The 14,800-nt window shown below is 69.8% G+C and carries 14 protein-coding genes; 7 read left to right on the top strand and 7 right to left on the bottom strand.

From position 1 onward, the window contains the following. Window positions 1–12: 12 nt before the first annotated feature. The gene (locus NAG42_RS00180; protein ID WP_250027154.1) at window positions 13–1,476 is read left to right on the top strand and encodes an NAD-dependent malic enzyme; all 1,464 of its coding nucleotides are present in this window, start codon (window positions 13–15) and stop codon (window positions 1,474–1,476) included. Window positions 1,477–1,518: 42 nt separating this feature from the next. Here NAG42_RS00180 and NAG42_RS00185 read toward each other — a convergent pair whose 3' ends face one another. From NAG42_RS00185 to miaA, 3 genes are read right to left on the bottom strand one after another with little or no spacing between them, the layout of a single operon-like run. Continuing rightward, window positions 1,519–2,241 (bottom strand): glycerophosphodiester phosphodiesterase, encoded by a 723-nt coding sequence (locus NAG42_RS00185; protein ID WP_250027155.1) that lies wholly within the window; start codon window positions 2,239–2,241, stop codon window positions 1,519–1,521. Next, the gene (dapF, locus tag NAG42_RS00190; RefSeq protein WP_250027156.1) at window positions 2,241–3,071 is read right to left on the bottom strand and encodes a diaminopimelate epimerase; all 831 of its coding nucleotides are present in this window, start codon (window positions 3,069–3,071) and stop codon (window positions 2,241–2,243) included. Before dapF ends, NAG42_RS00185 begins: the two co-directional genes overlap by 1 nt. Before the next feature lie 8 nt (window positions 3,072–3,079). After that, on the bottom strand, window positions 3,080–4,009 hold the full coding sequence (gene miaA, locus NAG42_RS00195) for a tRNA (adenosine(37)-N6)-dimethylallyltransferase MiaA (RefSeq protein ID WP_284044675.1): 930 nt from the start codon (window positions 4,007–4,009) through the stop codon (window positions 3,080–3,082). 160 nt (window positions 4,010–4,169) lie between these two features. Here miaA and NAG42_RS00200 point away from each other — a divergent pair, with 160 nt between their 5' ends. Further along, window positions 4,170–5,378: a DUF349 domain-containing protein gene (locus NAG42_RS00200; RefSeq protein ID WP_250027158.1), complete on the top strand. Its 1,209-nt coding sequence runs from the start codon at window positions 4,170–4,172 to the stop codon at window positions 5,376–5,378. A 185-nt stretch (window positions 5,379–5,563) separates the two neighbouring features. Here NAG42_RS00200 and miaB read toward each other — a convergent pair whose 3' ends face one another. Together miaB and NAG42_RS00210 are read right to left on the bottom strand one after the other, a co-directional pair. Next, window positions 5,564–7,048, bottom strand: coding sequence for a tRNA (N6-isopentenyl adenosine(37)-C2)-methylthiotransferase MiaB (gene miaB / locus NAG42_RS00205; protein ID WP_250027159.1), 1,485 nt, complete (start codon window positions 7,046–7,048; stop codon window positions 5,564–5,566). Window positions 7,049–7,087: 39 nt separating this feature from the next. Then, window positions 7,088–7,513 (bottom strand): hypothetical protein, encoded by a 426-nt coding sequence (locus NAG42_RS00210; protein ID WP_250027160.1) that lies wholly within the window; start codon window positions 7,511–7,513, stop codon window positions 7,088–7,090. Between the two features lie 140 nt (window positions 7,514–7,653). Between NAG42_RS00210 and NAG42_RS00215 the strand changes: the two genes are divergently transcribed. The 5 genes from NAG42_RS00215 (at window position 7,654) to NAG42_RS00235 (ending at window position 11,485) form a co-directional block, all read left to right on the top strand. Next, a complete protein-coding gene (locus tag NAG42_RS00215; protein ID WP_250027161.1) occupies window positions 7,654–8,397 on the top strand; it encodes an amino acid ABC transporter ATP-binding protein in 744 nt (247 codons plus the stop codon). Window positions 8,398–8,434: 37 nt separating this feature from the next. Further along, complete coding sequence (locus NAG42_RS00220) at window positions 8,435–9,295, top strand: glutamate ABC transporter substrate-binding protein (protein WP_250027162.1); 861 nt, start codon at window positions 8,435–8,437, stop codon at window positions 9,293–9,295. Window positions 9,296–9,356: 61 nt separating this feature from the next. After that, window positions 9,357–10,031, top strand: coding sequence for an amino acid ABC transporter permease (locus NAG42_RS00225; RefSeq protein WP_250027163.1), 675 nt, complete (start codon window positions 9,357–9,359; stop codon window positions 10,029–10,031). Then, window positions 10,028–10,921: an amino acid ABC transporter permease gene (locus tag NAG42_RS00230; RefSeq protein ID WP_250027164.1), complete on the top strand. Its 894-nt coding sequence runs from the start codon at window positions 10,028–10,030 to the stop codon at window positions 10,919–10,921. The genes NAG42_RS00225 and NAG42_RS00230 overlap by 4 nt, the downstream gene beginning before the upstream one ends. 63 nt (window positions 10,922–10,984) lie before the next feature. After that, window positions 10,985–11,485, top strand: a complete 501-nt coding sequence (locus NAG42_RS00235; protein WP_250027165.1) for a DinB family protein — start codon at window positions 10,985–10,987, stop codon at window positions 11,483–11,485. Here the strand turns inward: NAG42_RS00235 and rny are convergent. Continuing rightward, complete coding sequence (gene rny, locus NAG42_RS00240) at window positions 11,459–13,261, bottom strand: ribonuclease Y (protein ID WP_250027166.1); 1,803 nt, start codon at window positions 13,259–13,261, stop codon at window positions 11,459–11,461. The two genes, NAG42_RS00235 and rny, sit on opposite strands and share 27 nt — an antisense overlap. A gap of 379 nt (window positions 13,262–13,640) precedes the next feature. Next, a complete protein-coding gene (locus tag NAG42_RS00245) occupies window positions 13,641–14,663 on the bottom strand; it encodes a hypothetical protein (RefSeq protein ID WP_250027167.1) in 1,023 nt (340 codons plus the stop codon). Window positions 14,664–14,800: the final 137 nt, after the last annotated feature.

Consider the following 14,800-nt stretch of genomic DNA (forward strand, 5'->3'; position numbering starts at 1 on the left):
GGAGGGAACACCGTGGTGACGACCCGCCTGCCGAGCGCAGGATTCTCGATCACGATCCGGATAGCTGTTACCGCGGACGCCTCGTCCATCGGCCGGCTCACCACCTGTGTCGGCGAGGCCGGCGCCATCGTGACGGCCCTCGACGTGGTCGATTCCGACCCCACCCGCGTCCTCGTGGACCTCACCTGCGACACCGCCGACTCCAACCACGCCGACCAGGTCGTCAAGCAGCTGGAGGAGCAGGACGGGGTCGACGTCCGCAAGGTGTCCGACCGCACCTTCCTGCTGCACCTGGGCGGCAAGATCGAGGTCACGTCGAAGGTCGCGCTCCGCAACCGTGACGAGTTGTCCCGGGCGTACACCCCCGGGGTGGCCCGGGTCTGCATGGCGATCGCCGAGAACCCGGCCGACGCCCGCCGTCTGACGATCAAGCGCAACACCGTGGCCGTGGTCAGCGACGGCTCGGCCGTGCTCGGTCTGGGCAACATCGGCCCGGCCGCGGCGATGCCGGTCATGGAGGGCAAGGCCGCGCTGTTCAAGCGGTTCGGCGGCGTCGATGCCTGGCCGGTCGTGCTGGACACGCAGGACACCGATGAGATCGTCAAGATCGTGAAGGCGATCGCGCCGGCCTACGGCGGCATCAACCTCGAGGACATCGCCGCGCCGCGCTGCTTCGAGATCGAGGCGCGTCTGCGCGAGCAGCTCGACATCCCGGTCTTCCACGACGACCAGCACGGCACGGCGATCTGCGTGCTGGCCGCGCTGACCAACGCGCTGCGCGTCGTCGGCAAGCGTCTGCAGGACGTGCGCGTCGTGGTCTCGGGCGCCGGCGCCGCGGGCACGGCGATCATGAAGCTGCTGCTGCGCCAGGGCGTGGGCGACATCATCGCCTACGACCGGAGGGGTGCCCTGCACCGCGGCATGGCCGACATGTCGGAGACCTGGCAGTGGCTGGCCGAGCACACCAACAAGGACAACTACTCCGGTGACCTGCCGGGCGCCATCGCCGGCGCCGACGTGTTCATCGGGGTGAGCGCGCCCAACCTGCTCACCGGGGACGACATCGCCCGGATGGCCGACAAGTCGATCGTCTTCGCGCTGGCCAACCCCGATCCCGAGGTCGACCCGCGCGAGGCCCGCCGGCACGCCGCGGTCGTCGCCACCGGCCGCTCCGACCAGCCCAACCAGATCAACAACGTGCTGGCCTTCCCCGGCGTCTTCCGCGGCATGCTCGACGCGGCCGCCACCGAGTTCACCGAGGAGATGGCACTGGCCGCGGCCCGGGCCATCGCCGACGTCGTGGGTGACGACAAGCTCAACCCCACGGTGATCATCCCCAGCGTCTTCGACCCCAAGGTCACTCCGGCCGTGGCGGCGGCGATCCGGGCCGCGGTGCGCGGGCCGGTCGCGGCCGCGCACAACCCGGCCGCCCTGCCCGAGGCCGAGCTGGACGAGGCCCCACGCGAGACGTTCTGACCCGCGGGACGTTCTGGCCGGAACGCGCGAACGGCGGGTCGCTCAGCGGCCCGCCGACCAGCCGGTCAGCTCGGCCACCCGGTCGGTGATCAGGCCGGCGATGCCCGCGCCGGCCAGCGACGGCCACTCGGTCATGTCGTTGGCCGTCCACGGCATCACCTCGACGCCGCGGCCGGTGAGCGACGCCACCGTGGCGGGGTCACCCAGCACGTCGGCCCTCGACGGGTTGCAGCAGACGACGTCGAGCTCGTCGACCAGCGGCACGGTGTCGGCCTCGAAGCGCAGACGCAGCAGGCCACGGCGGACGGCCGGAGCGACCTCCCGCACCAGCCGGATGACCTCGGGGTCGAAGCTCTGCACGATCGTGCGGTCGACCAGGCCGTACGAGCCGACCAGCTCCATGATCGTCTTGACCTGGGACAACGTCGCCGGCGGCTTGATCTCGAGCAGCAGGCCGGGGCCGGGAGCACGCAGCAGTTCGAGCGTGGCGGTCAGCGTCGGCACCCGCACCCCGGCGTACGCGGGTGAGAACCACGCACCGGCGTCGAGCGCGGCCACCTCGGAGTAGGTGAGATCCCAGACGTGACCCTGCCCCGTGGTGGTGCGGTCGACCGTCCGGTCGTGGATCACCACCGGCACGTCGTCGGAGGTCGTCCGGACGTCGAACTCGATCAGGGTCGCACCGGCCCGCACCGCCGCGGCGAACGCGGGCAACGTGTTCTCCGGGGCCACCGCCGAGTAACCGCGGTGGGCGACGTTGTGCATCAGAGAAGCTCGCCCGTCGCCACCAGCACCGCCGGCCCGGCCAGCCACCAGCGATCGCCGGCGTCGTGGGTCACGGTCAACCGGCCGCCGGGCACGTCGACTGCGACCACGCCGGTGGTCAGCCCGGCCTCGCGCAGGGCCACCGCGCCGACCGCCAGCGCGCCCGAACCGCAGGAGAGCGTCTCCCCCGAACCGCGCTCGTGGACGCGCATGTCGACGTGCAGATCAGCCCCCTCGACCGGGGCGGCCGGCACGACGAACTCGACATTCACCCCGGCCGGGAAGACCGAGCGGTCGTAGCCGGGCTCCACGTGCAGATCGAGCGACGACAACGCCAGCCCGTCGTGCAGACCGCACACCAGATGCGGATTGCCGCAGTCGACGGCCACGCCGGGGAACATCAGCGGGCCGGTGGTGGCGGTGCTCGCCGCGAACACCCGGGGGCTGCGCATGTGCACCCGGATCTGGTCGCCCTCGACGACGGCGAGCACGACCCCGGCCCGGGTGGCGATCGGGATGCCCTCGGCGGCGGGCGTGGCCAGACCGTGGGTCACGAGGTAGCGGACGAAGACGCGGACGCCGTTGCCACACATCTCGGCGATCGAGCCGTCGCCGTTGCGGTAATCCATGAACCACTCGGCCTCGGACGCCAGGCCGGCGGCGGCCGGATCCTTCGCCGCCCGCACGACGCGGAGCACGCCGTCGGCGCCGATGCCGAACCGCCGATGGCACAGGTCGGCGACCTGCGCGGCGGTCAGGTCGAGAGCGCCGTCGGCGTCCTCGATGATGACGAAGTCGTTGCCGGTGCCGTGGCCTTTGCTGAATCGCACGCGGTCCATCATCCCGTAAGGGCCAGGGCGTCCGCCAACAGCGTCGGCGAGGCGCCGTCGAGCCAGGTGATCGACGGGTCGCGCCGGAACCAGGAGCGCTGGCGGCGGACGAAGCGCCTGGTCCCCCGTACGGTGTCGGCCTTGGCCTCGGCCTGCCCCAGCCGGCCGTCGATCTCGGCCAGCGCCTGCTGATAGCCGAGCGCCCGACTCGCCGTCCGTCCCTCGCGCAGCCCCAGCGGGATCAGCGCCCGCACCTCGTCGAGCAGGCCGGCCTCCCACATCAGGTCGACCCGCGCGGCGATCCGCTCGTCCAGCGATGCCGGGTCACGGTCGATGCCGATCTGGGTCGAGGGGTAATGCGGCGTCGGCGCGGGCAGCGTGGCGGTGAACGGCTGCCCGGTCAGTTCGATGACTTCCAGCGCGCGCACGATGCGCCGCCCGTTCGAGGGAAGAATCTTGCCGGCGGCCACCGGGTCGGCCGAGCGCAACCGCTCATACAGTGGGGCCGCACCGGCGATCGCCAATTCTTTCTCCAGCCGCTGCCGGATGACGGGATCGGTGCCGGGGAACTTGAACTCCTCGAGAACCGCCCGGATGTAGAGGCCCGAGCCGCCGACGAGCAGGGGAACCCGCCCCCGGGCCAGGATGTCGTCGATCGCCGCGCGGGCCCGGCCCTGGTATTCGGCGACCGCGGCCGGAAAGCCGACCTCCCAGATGTCCAGCAGATGGTGCGGAACGCCGTCCCGCTCGGCCGGGGTGAGTTTCGCCGTGCCGATGTCCATCCCGCGGTAGAGCTGCATCGAGTCGGCGTTGACGACCTCGCCGCCCAGCTCCTGGGCCAGAGCGATGCTCAGAGCGGATTTACCGGCCGCCGTCGGCCCGGAAACGGTGATCACGCGCGGAACTCCTGCGAACGGCACGGAGCAACGGTAGGACAAGGTTTGGCCACGGTCATCGTCGGGCGCTTCCCCGTAACCGGGTTGGACCTGTGACAATGCGCGAGAAAGAATGCCGTAGAGAAGCTAGGCGTTCGACTGTGCTGTGGCGGTGGTCACCGATCAGGTGAGATCGGTGGTGCCGGGAAGACGAGGATGGGTCATGATCGACTGGACAACCTTCGGGCGCGTGGATGCCGACGGCACCGTGTACGTGAAGACCGCGGAAGGCGACCGTGTGGTCGGCTCCTGGCAGGCGGGCACCCCGGAGGAGGGACTGGCCCACTTCGCGCGGCGCTACGCCGACCTGGTGACCGAGGTCGACCTCGTCGAGGCCCGCCTCAAGTCGGGTGCCGCCGACGCGTCGCACTCACTGAGCAGCGTCAAGCGCCTGCGCCAGCAGCTCGACGAGGCCCACGTGGTGGGCGACATCGAGGGGCTCGCGGCCCGGCTCGACCGCCTGGCCGGCCTGGCCGACGAAAAGGCGGGCGAGGCCCGGGTGGCCCGCGAGCAGGCCCGCACCGAGGCCCTGGCCCGCAAGACCGCCCTGGTCGAGGAGGCGGAGAAGATCGCCGCCGAGTCGACCGGCTGGAAGTCGGCCGGCGACCGCCTCAAGGAGATCCTCGACGAGTGGAAGACGATCCGCGGCGTCGACAAGAAGAGTGACGGCGAGCTGTGGAAGCGCTTCGCCACCGCGCGTGACGGCTTCACCCGCCGTCGCGGCGCCCACTTCGCCACCCTCGACGGGCAGCGCAAGCAGGCCCAGACGGCCAAGGAAGAGCTGGTCAAGGAGGCCGAGAGCCTCTCCGAGTCGTCCGAGTGGGCACCGACCGCCAACCGGCTCAAGGACCTGATGGCCGAGTGGAAGGCCGCGCCGCGGGCCGCCAAGGAGGCCGAGCAGCGCCTCTGGGAACGCTTCCGGGCCGCCCAGGACGCCTTCTTCACCCGCCGCAGCGAGGTCTTCTCGGCCCGGGACGCCGAATACAAGGGCAACCTCGAGCGCAAGCAGGCGATCCTGGCCGAGGTCGAGGCGCTCGACATCGACGCCGACCCGCGCGGCGCGCAGAACAAACTGCGGGACGCCCAGGCCGCCTGGCACGACGCGGGCCGGGTGCCGCGCGAGTCCTCCGCTTCGCTCGACCGTCGCTGGCGGGCCGCCGAGGAGCGCATCCGGGTGGCGATGGACTCGGCCTGGCGCAAGACCACGCCGCAGGACAACCCGTTGCTGCAGCAGATGCGCGAGCAGGTGGCCGAGGCCGAGCAGCGTCTCGAGCGGGCGAAAACGGCCGGCGACCAGCGCCGCATCAAAGAAGCCGAGCAGGCGTTGAATTCGAAGAAGCAGTTCTTGGCGCTCGCCGAGCAGGCCAACTGATCAAGATCTGATTCAACGTCATACGGTACGGAATTCTGGCGCCACCCGGATTGGCCAGGGGCGCATGAATTTCGGGCTCCGCCTCGACACGGCCCGGTCTCTGCGGAGACCGGGCCGTTGCGCCTGTTTCGCGTTATTGCACGGATGGATTCCGCGTTGTGCGCGGCTGGTTTTGCGTTCTGCGGCTAGAGGGAACAGCCGTCGGCCGCTGGGAGCGGGGCGGGGGCGCCGATTGTCGGCAGGCCCAGGGAGACGCCCTTGAGCTTGGGGGTGCGGCCGGCCTCGTAAGCGTCGCCGGCGCGGGTGCGGCGGTGGCTGAGCGGAGCGCCGTCGGCGTTGAGGTGGTGGGGCGCCGCGTAGGTCACCACGGTCTCGACGACGTCACCGGGGCGCGGCGTGAGGTCCCCGGTGGCGAAGTGCACGAGTCGTCCGTCGCGGGCCCGGCCACTCAGCCGGCCCGTACGGTCGTCCTTGCGGCCCTCGCCCACCGCGACCAAGACCTCCACCTTTTCGCCGACGAGTCGCTTGTTCTCGGCCCAGGTGATCTCTTCGAGCAGCTTGATCAGGCGTTCGTAGCGCTCCTGCACCACGGCCTTGGGCAGCTGCTCCTCCATGATCGCGGCGGGCGTACCCGGACGCTTCGAATACTGGAACGTGAAGGCGCTGGAGAAGCGGGCCCGGCGGACGACCTCGAGGGTCTGCTCGAAATCCTCCTCGGTCTCGCCCGGGAAGCCGACGATGATGTCGGTGGTGATCGCGGCGTCGGGCATGGCGGCCCGCACCTTGTCGATGATGCCCAGGTATTTCTCCTGGCGGTAACTGCGGCGCATGGCCTTGAGCACGCGGTCGGAACCGGACTGCAGCGGCATGTGCAGCGAGTGGCAGACATTCGGCGTCTCGGCCATCGCGGCGATCACGTCGTCGGTGAAGTCCTTGGGGTGCGGGCTGGTGAAGCGCACCCGCTCGAGACCCTCGATGCCGCCGGTGGCCCGCAGCAGCTTGCCGAAGGCGAGGCGGTCGCCGAACTCGACGCCGTACGAGTTGACGTTCTGACCGAGCAGCGTGACCTCGAGGACACCCTCGGCGACCAGCGCCTCGACCTCGGCCAGGACCTCACCGGGACGGCGGTCCTTCTCCTTGCCGCGCAGCGACGGCACGATGCAGAACGTGCAGGTGTTGTTGCAGCCGACCGAGATCGAGACCCAGCCCGCGTACGTCGACTCGCGCTTGGTCGGCAACGTCGACGGGAAGACCTCGAGCGACTCGAGGATTTCGACCTCGGCCTCCTGGTTGTGCCGGGCGCGCTCGAGCAGCGCCGGCAGCGAGCCGATGTTGTGGGTGCCGAAGACGACGTCGACCCAGGGCGCCTTCTTGACGATGTCGCCGCGGTCCTTCTGAGCCAGGCAGCCGCCGACCGCGATCTGCATGTCCGGGTTCTTGACCTTCGTCGGGCGCAGATGACCGAGGTTGCCGTAGAGGCGGTTGTCGGCATTTTCCCGTACGGCACAGGTGTTGAAGACCACGACGTCGGCCGACTCGGGGTCGGCGGCGCGCAGGTAGCCCGCGTCCTCCATCAGACCGGAGATGCGCTCGCTGTCGTGCACGTTCATCTGGCAGCCGTACGTGCGCACGTCGTACGTGCGGGGGGCGCCCTGCGTCTGCGTAGTCATGGCAATTGACCAGGGTACGCCGTGCCCGGCCGGCCGTGGTCAGGCGGCGGGGCGCTCGCAGCCGGTGACCGGGCCGGTGCAGGGACGCACGTGCCGCCGCTCCGGGCCGTCGTCGGTCTCGGTCTCGTCGGCGTGCACCAGCTCGAGGCCGCCGTCCGGACCGGCGAGGACGAAACGGGTGGGATCAAGCGTGTCGTCCGGAAGCAGGATCGCCACGCCCAGCCGGACCGCGACCGCGCTCGCCGCGGTGGACTCCGCGATGGTTTCCGGGGCGAGATAGACGTCGATGAGCGTCGGGAAGTCGCCGCCGACGTGATGGACGTCGCACAGAACCGCGGCCTCGGACCCCAGCTGCCCGACCGAGCGCTCCAGAGCCCCCGCGATCGCCCCGTGGACCCACTCGGCGGTAAGGGACGATGCGGCCGCCCAGTTCCAAAGGCCGCCTGTCGGATCCATGTCAGCCATACCGAACATGGTGGACAATGCCCTCTCTTCGCACTCGCTGTGTTACCGCTCCGTGACCATTCTCGGTGTGAACCGATACAAGGGCCCACATAGAGTGTGCCCATCCGGTGATCCGCCAGAACAGGGACGGTGGTCCAGCAGTGTCCGACGAGGCTCTCATCGTCCTCGACCAGGTCAACAAGTACTTCGGCCCGTTGCACGTTCTCGACGACGTGAATCTCACCGTCGCCAAGGGCGAGGTGGTCGTCGTGATCGGACCGTCCGGTTCCGGCAAGTCGACGCTGTGCCGGGCGATCAACCGGCTCGAGCCGATCAACTCGGGGACGATCACGTTCGACGGCAAGCCGTTGCCCGCCGAGGGGCGGCCGCTGGCGAAACTGCGCAGCGAGGTCGGCATGGTCTTCCAGTCCTTCAACCTGTTCGCGCACAAGACGATCCTGCAGAACGTCATGCTCGGCCCGACAAAGGTGCGCAAGGAGAAGCCGGCGGTCGTCCGCGAGCGGGCGATGGCCCTGCTCGACCGGGTCGGCATCGGCAACCAGGCCGACAAATACCCCGCCCAGTTGTCCGGCGGCCAGCAGCAGCGCGTGGCGATCGCGCGCGCCCTGGCCATGCAGCCCAAGGCGCTGCTCTTCGACGAGCCGACCAGCGCCCTCGACCCCGAGATGGTCGGCGAGGTGCTCGACGTGATGACGGCGCTGGCCAAGGAGGGCATGACGATGGTCGTGGTGACCCACGAGATGGGCTTCGCCCGGCACGCGGCCAACCGGGTCGTTTTCATGGCCGACGGTCAGCTCGTCGAGTCCGCTCCCCCGGCCGAGTTCTTCGCCAACCCGAAGAGTGACCGCGCCAAGGACTTCCTCTCCAAGATCCTCACGCACTGAGTCCAGAAGACGAACACGAATTCGAGGAGCTACAGACATGCGCATCACCCGATTGGCAGCCACGCTCGGAGCGCTCACCATGGCGCTCGCGGTGGCCGCATGCGGCGGGGACGACGAGGGCAGCGGCTCGGGCAGCGGCGGCGCGACCGGCGTCGTGGGCAAGGCCTCCGGCGGCAAGCTCGTGATCGGCGTCAAGGCCGACCAGCCCGGCCTGGGCCTGCAGTCCGGCACCACGTACACCGGCTTCGACGTCGAGATCGGCAAGATCATCGCCAAGGGCCTGGGCGTGCCGGAGAGCGGCATCGAGTGGAAGACCACGGTCTCGGCCAACCGCGAGCCGTACATCCAGCAGGGTCAGGTCGACCTGGTCGTCGCGACCTACACGATCAACGACGAGCGCAAGAAGGTCGTCAACTTCGCCGGGCCGTACTTCATCGCCGGTCAGGACCTGCTGGTGCCGACCGCCTCGACGATCACCGGCCCCGAGTCGCTGGCCGGTAAGCGGGTCTGCTCGGTGAGCGGCTCGACCCCGGCCAAGCGGATCCAGACCGACCACAAGGACGCCAAGCTCCAGCAGTTCGACACGTACTCCAAGTGCGTGACGGCGCTGGCCGGCGGAAACGTCGACGCGGTCACCACCGACGACATCATCCTCGCCGGGTACGCCGCGCAGGACCAGTACGCCGGCAAGTTCAAGGTCGTCGGCAAGCCGTTCAGCGAGGAGCCGTACGGCATCGGCCTCAAGAAGGACGACTCCGCGGGCTGCAACAAGATCAACGACATCCTGAAGGCGGCGGCGACCGACGGGTCGTACAAGAAGGCCTGGGACGACACGCTGGGCAAGAGCGGCAAGGCGGCGCCCGAGCTCGACGCCTCCAAGCTCACCAACTGCAGCTGATCTTTTCTTCGATGGCGGGGCCGGGCGACCGGCCCCGCCACCCTTTTAGTCGAAGGTGCCGATGGACGTCTTCTCCGACCCGCTGAACCGGGACGTATACATAACCGGGTTCCTCTGGATCCTGAAAATGACACTCGCCGGCGGCGTCGGCGCGCTGCTGCTCGGCGTGGTCCTCGCCGCGATGCGGGTCTCGCCGGTCCCGGTGCTCCGCGGCTTCGGCACCGCCTGGGTCAACATCTTCCGGAACACCCCGCTCACGCTGATCATCTTCTTCTGCTACTTCGGTCTCTTCACGACGCTGGGCTTCTCGCTCGCCGACGACATCGACCTCAACAACTTCTGGCTCGGCGTGATCGGCCTGTCGGTCTACACCGCGGCCTTCGTCTGCGAGGCCATCCGCTCCGGCATCAACACGGTGCCCGCGGGTCAGGCCGAGGCGGCCCGGGCGATCGGCATGACGTTCTTCCAGACCCTCTCGATCGTCATCCTGCCGCAGGCCGGCCGCGCGGTGATCGCGCCGCTGGGCAGCATCCTCATCGCGCTCTGCAAGAACTCGACCATCGTCGGCACGATCGGCCTGATGGAGTCGTCCAACGCGATGAAGGAACTGATCAACGCGAACGGCGACGCGGTCATCCCGATCTTCCTCGTCTTCGCCGGCACGTTCGCCGTCGTCCTGATCCCCACCGGCTACGCGTTCGGCTGGCTGGCCAACCGCCTGGCGGTGAAGCGGTGAGCACCGACGCTGTTCTCTACGACCACCCGGGGCCCCGGGCGAAGGCCCGCAACCTCATCCTGACGATCGTCTTCGGGATCGCGCTGCTCGGGCTGCTCTACTGGATCTATTCGCGCTTCGACGCCAAGGGCCAGTGGGCGGGCAACCTGTGGGAGCCGTTCACCCAGGCCAGCACGTGGACCGACTACATCTTGCCCGGCCTGCTGGAGACCCTCAAAGCGGCCGCGGTGGCGATGGTGCTGTCGCTGGCGTTCGGCATCATCTTCGCCGTCGGCCGGCTCTCGGACCACTGGTGGCTGCGCATCCCGGCCGGCGTGATCGTCGAGTTCTTCCGGGCCGTGCCCCTGCTCCTGCTGATGTTCTTCATCTTCTTCGGGGTGCCGTTCCTCACCGAGCAGCCGATGTCGATCTTCTGGGCAGTGGTGATCGGCCTGACCCTCTACAACGGGTCGGTGCTGGCCGAGGCCTTCCGGGCCGGTGTGTACTCGGTGCCGCGGGGGCAGAGCGAGGCGGCGTACGCGGTCGGCATGCGCAAGGGCCAGGTGATGACCCACATCCTGATCCCGCAGGCGGCCCGGGCGATGCTGCCGGTGATCGTCAGCCAGCTCGTCGTGCTGGTCAAGGACACGGCGCTGGGCTACATCATCTCGTACGGCGAGTTGATCCAGCTGGGCGTCAACAACCTCTCGGCCAACTTCGCCAACGTGGTGCAGGCGGCGATCGTCGCGGCGATCATCTACATCATCATCAACTCGGCGCTGACCGGGTTCGCCGGCTGGCTCAGCCGCCGCACGCGCCGCAAGGGCCGCGCGCCCCGGGCCGCCGGCGCCCAGATCCAGCAGACCACCATCGAGCCCGGTCTCGGTGGCGGTGGTGGCGGGGCGTTCTAGCCGGGGCTCGGCTGGGCGGCCCCGGCTTGATCCGGGGTCGCCCGCCTTGACATGCTTTTCGTCATGATCTCCGCGGACGACGTCATCAACCAGCCGGAACAGGTCCAGTTCGAGACGTTTCTCGACGAGCACCGACGGGCCCTGCACGACTGCCTCGACGATCTGACCGAGGATCAGGTGCGGCGTTCGCTCGTCCCCTCCCGGACCACCCTGCTCGGTCTGGTCAAGCACGCCACCTTCGTCGAGAAGGTGTGGTTCGACGAGGCCGTCACCGGTCGGTCGCGGACGGCGATCGGCATCCCGTCCTCACCGGACGAGTCCTTCATCCTCGACAACGCCGACACGATCGCCTCGATCCGCGCGGCCTATCTCGACGCCTGCGCGTCGTCGCGGGCCGCCGTGGCCGGCATCGGGCTCGACGACAAGCTGACCGGCAACCGGCGCGGGCCGATCCCGTTGCGCTGGGTCTATCTGCACATGCTGCGCGAGCTGGCGCAGCACTGCGGCCACGCCGACATCCTGCGCGAGCAGCTCGGGCTAACGAGCGAGCTCGGTGACGCGTGACTCGCGGACGACCGTGACCCGGATCTGACCCGGATAGGTCAGCTCCTCCTCGATCTGCTTGGCCACGTCGCGGGCCAGCACCGCGGCACCGATGTCGTCGATGTCGTCCGGGCGCACCATCACCCTGATCTCGCGCCCGGCCTGCATCGCGAAGACCTTCTCCACGCCGACCTTGCCGGCGGCGATCTCCTCGATGCGCTCCAGCCGCTTCACGTACGCCTCGAGGCTCTCCCGCCGCGCACCCGGCCGGCCGCCCGAGCAGGCATCCGCGGCCTGGGTCAGCACCGCCTCGATCGTCTGCGGCTGGACCTCGTTGTGGTGGGCCTCGATCGCGTGGACCACGTCGTCGCTCTCGCCGTACTTGCGGGCCAGGTCGGCGCCGATCAGCGCGTGGCTGCCCTCGACCTCGTGGGTGAGCGCCTTGCCGATGTCGTGCAGGAACGCCGCCCGCTTCATCGACGGGATGTCCAGCCCCAGCTCGGCGGCCATGATGCCGGCGATGTGGGCGGTCTCGATCAGGTGCTTGAGCACGTTCTGGCCGTAGCTGGTGCGGTAGCGCAGCCGGCCCAGGAGCTTGGCCAGCTCGGGGTGCAGGTCGGTGATGCCCACGTCGACCAGCGCCTCCTCGGCGGCCCGGTCGCAGAGCTGCTCGACCTCACCCTTGGCGCTCTCGTAGACCTCCTCGATGCGGTGCGGGTGGATCCGCCCGTCGAGCACCAGCTTCTCGAGGGTCAACCGGCCGACCTCGCGGCGCACCGGATCGAAACAGGAGAGCAGCACCGCCTCGGGGGTGTCGTCGATGATCAGGTTGACCCCGGTGACCGACTCGAAGGCCCGGATGTTGCGGCCCTCACGGCCGATGATCCGGCCCTTCATCTCGTCGCTGGGCAGGTGCAGGACGCTGACCACGCTCTCGGCGGTCTGCTCACTGGCGATCCGCTGGATGGCGTCGACCACGATCCGCCGGGCCCGGGAGTCGGCCGTGGTCTTGGCGTCGCTCTCGATGTCCCGGACAAGGATGGCGGCCTCCCGCTTGGCCTGGGCCTCGATGCTCTCGACGAGCTCGGTGCGGGCCGACTCGGCGGTCAGATTGGCGATCCGCTCCAGCTCGCGGCGCTTCGACACCTCGGCGTCGGCCAGCTCGACCTCCCGGGCGGCCAGCACCGCCTCGCGGGCGGCCAGGTCGGCGTCCATGGCCGCCAGGCGGCGCTCCCGCTCGACCAGCCGCTCGACCTCGTCGGCGTGCTGGCGCTCGCGCTCGTCGATGCGGCCGGCGCGCCGCTCGACCTCGGCCGCCTGCTCCTTGGCGGTCGTGTTGAGCAGGGCGACCTCGCGCTCACCCTGGCGGCGGGCGGCCGTGCGAACCTGCTCGGCGTCGGCCTCGGCCTGGCGGTGGGCGTGCTCGAGGATCGTGTCGGCCTCGCTGTGGGCGGCCTCGAGGACCCGGCGGGCCTCGGCGCGGGCCGAGCTGGCCTCGGCCTTGGCCGCGGCGGCCTCGGCGCGGACGGAGGCGGCCTTGGCGTTGGCGTCGTCAACCTTGGCGTTCGCGTCCTCGACCTTGGCGTTGGCATCCTCGACCTTGGCGTTGGCATCCTCGACCTTGGCGTTGGCATCCTCGACCTTGGCGAGGGCATCGTCGACGGCCTGGCCCTGGCGCTCGTCGGTGCCCCGGGTCTGCAGCCGGCGCAGCGCGCGGCCACCGAGCACCAGGCCGGTCACCACGAGGGCGGCCAGGACGACGAACGCCACCACCAGTACCCAAACCAGGGCGGTCATCTCGCCGTGTCTCCTCTCGCCGCCCGCACGCTGTGAACGCGCACGGACCTGATGCGGGATGCCCGACCATGGCAAAACGACCGCACGCGTCATCGGACCACGTCACCTCGAGGGCGCACGCGGTCGACCGCGCTGCTCATAGGCTCCCCGGCTGTGCGGTCCGCCGCCGGGGGCTTGGTGAGACCCGCTCGGGGCCTTAAGTGATGCCGTAATGTGATGCGATCTATGTTGTGCGTGTTGCATGCGATGGTCGAACAAACCTTGTGTAACGCGAGGCTAGGTCGCGAGTGCCACTTCGGTCAAGGTTCCATGATTCGGCAGCGGATGGGACTTAGGGCACAGACTCGCTTACGCCCAGCTCACAACACTGGTGGGCATTTCAGGCGTACCGGGACCAGAGATCGCGCATCGGGTCCCACTTCTCACCGAGACCCTCTCGCCAGTACGCCAGCAGATACCCCGCGACCGGAGCCTGGGCGTCGTCCCACCAGATGCCGCTGATAGTCCTCGTGGTGCCACTCTCCGTGAGACGGTAGGCATACTCCGCGTAGTTGCCGGTGGTGCGGCCGGAGGGCGATGCCTGCTCGGTGGCCGGGGCGACGCCCGGGGTGAGAGTGCGGGCGTCGGCCGCCTGGCCGGTGACCTTGGCCCGGGCCCTGTCCCGCTCGGCGTCCGACGCGTACTCCACGAAGATCGCGCTCATGCCGTCGAGGGTGCAGCGGACCCGGACCTTCTCGCCGTCGTTGAGCTTGGGGCCGCCCGGGGAGCCGCTGCGCGTGCAGGTCGAGAGGTAGGGAAGCCACCCCTCGGCGATGGTGGTGAGCTTGCTGCCGGCGAAGTCGGGGGTGTTGACCGCCACCTGGTTCCGCTCGAAGACGCCCAGCTCGCCGTTGCCCACCGGCGCCGGCGTGGGCGCGCCCGTGGCGCGGGGGGCGGTGGCCCGGCCGGCGAAATACCCACCGGTGCCGAAGAGAAGAAGGCCGGCCACGAGCCCGGCCAGAATGCCGATGACCAGGCGGCTGCGCTCGGGTGGCGGAGTCGGCTCGATGCGGCGACCGGGTGGGGTGGAGAAGCCGTACGGGGTTTCGGACCACCCCTCCTGACTCTCCCCGCCGGGGTCACCGTGGAAGGGACCGTAGGCCGGGCCGGCTCCGCCGCTGGTCGGATGCGGAGTGCCTGGATAGGGGCTGCCACTCGCGGGGACCGGGTTGTGCGGATCGTCGCCGGCGGCTGTGGCGGAGTCGCTGCCCGGCTGGGCCGGCTCGGGGGTGCTCGAGGTGTCCTCGATCCAGCCGGCCAGCGGTGGAACGTCCGCGTCGGCGGGCTGCCGGGCACCGATCGGCTCGGCGCCCTCCGGGAAGGGACCGTGGCGCCGCATGCCGCTCGGCGAGGACTCGGTCACAAAATCGCATGCTACCAACCAGTGGCGACCACCGATGTCCGGCAGCGATCACCCTCTATATCGGCTCGGCCTGCCGCGACGGATTCGCCACGGCCGGACCAGCACCGCACCAGCGGGGACAGCTGCTTGCCGAAGCC

The sequence above is a fragment of the Paractinoplanes maris genome, from assembly GCF_023544465.1.
Lineage (GTDB): Bacteria > Actinomycetota > Actinomycetes > Mycobacteriales > Micromonosporaceae > Actinoplanes > Actinoplanes maris.

What these genes read in the sequence shown, in the direction of transcription:
- NAG42_RS00185 (WP_250027155.1), bottom strand. Translation starts at nt 2,241, where the DNA reads ATGCACAACGTCGCCCACCGCGGTTACTCGGCGGTGGCCCCGGAGAAC.
- NAG42_RS00200 (WP_250027158.1), top strand. Translation starts at nt 4,170, where the DNA reads ATGATCGACTGGACAACCTTCGGGCGCGTGGATGCCGACGGCACCGTG.
- miaB (WP_250027159.1), bottom strand. Translation starts at nt 7,048, where the DNA reads ATGACTACGCAGACGCAGGGCGCCCCCCGCACGTACGACGTGCGCACG.
- NAG42_RS00210 (WP_250027160.1), bottom strand. Translation starts at nt 7,513, where the DNA reads ATGGCTGACATGGATCCGACAGGCGGCCTTTGGAACTGGGCGGCCGCA.
- NAG42_RS00220 (WP_250027162.1), top strand. Translation starts at nt 8,435, where the DNA reads ATGCGCATCACCCGATTGGCAGCCACGCTCGGAGCGCTCACCATGGCG.
- NAG42_RS00225 (WP_250027163.1), top strand. Translation starts at nt 9,357, where the DNA reads ATGGACGTCTTCTCCGACCCGCTGAACCGGGACGTATACATAACCGGG.
- NAG42_RS00235 (WP_250027165.1), top strand. Translation starts at nt 10,985, where the DNA reads ATGATCTCCGCGGACGACGTCATCAACCAGCCGGAACAGGTCCAGTTC.
- rny (WP_250027166.1), bottom strand. Translation starts at nt 13,261, where the DNA reads ATGACCGCCCTGGTTTGGGTACTGGTGGTGGCGTTCGTCGTCCTGGCC.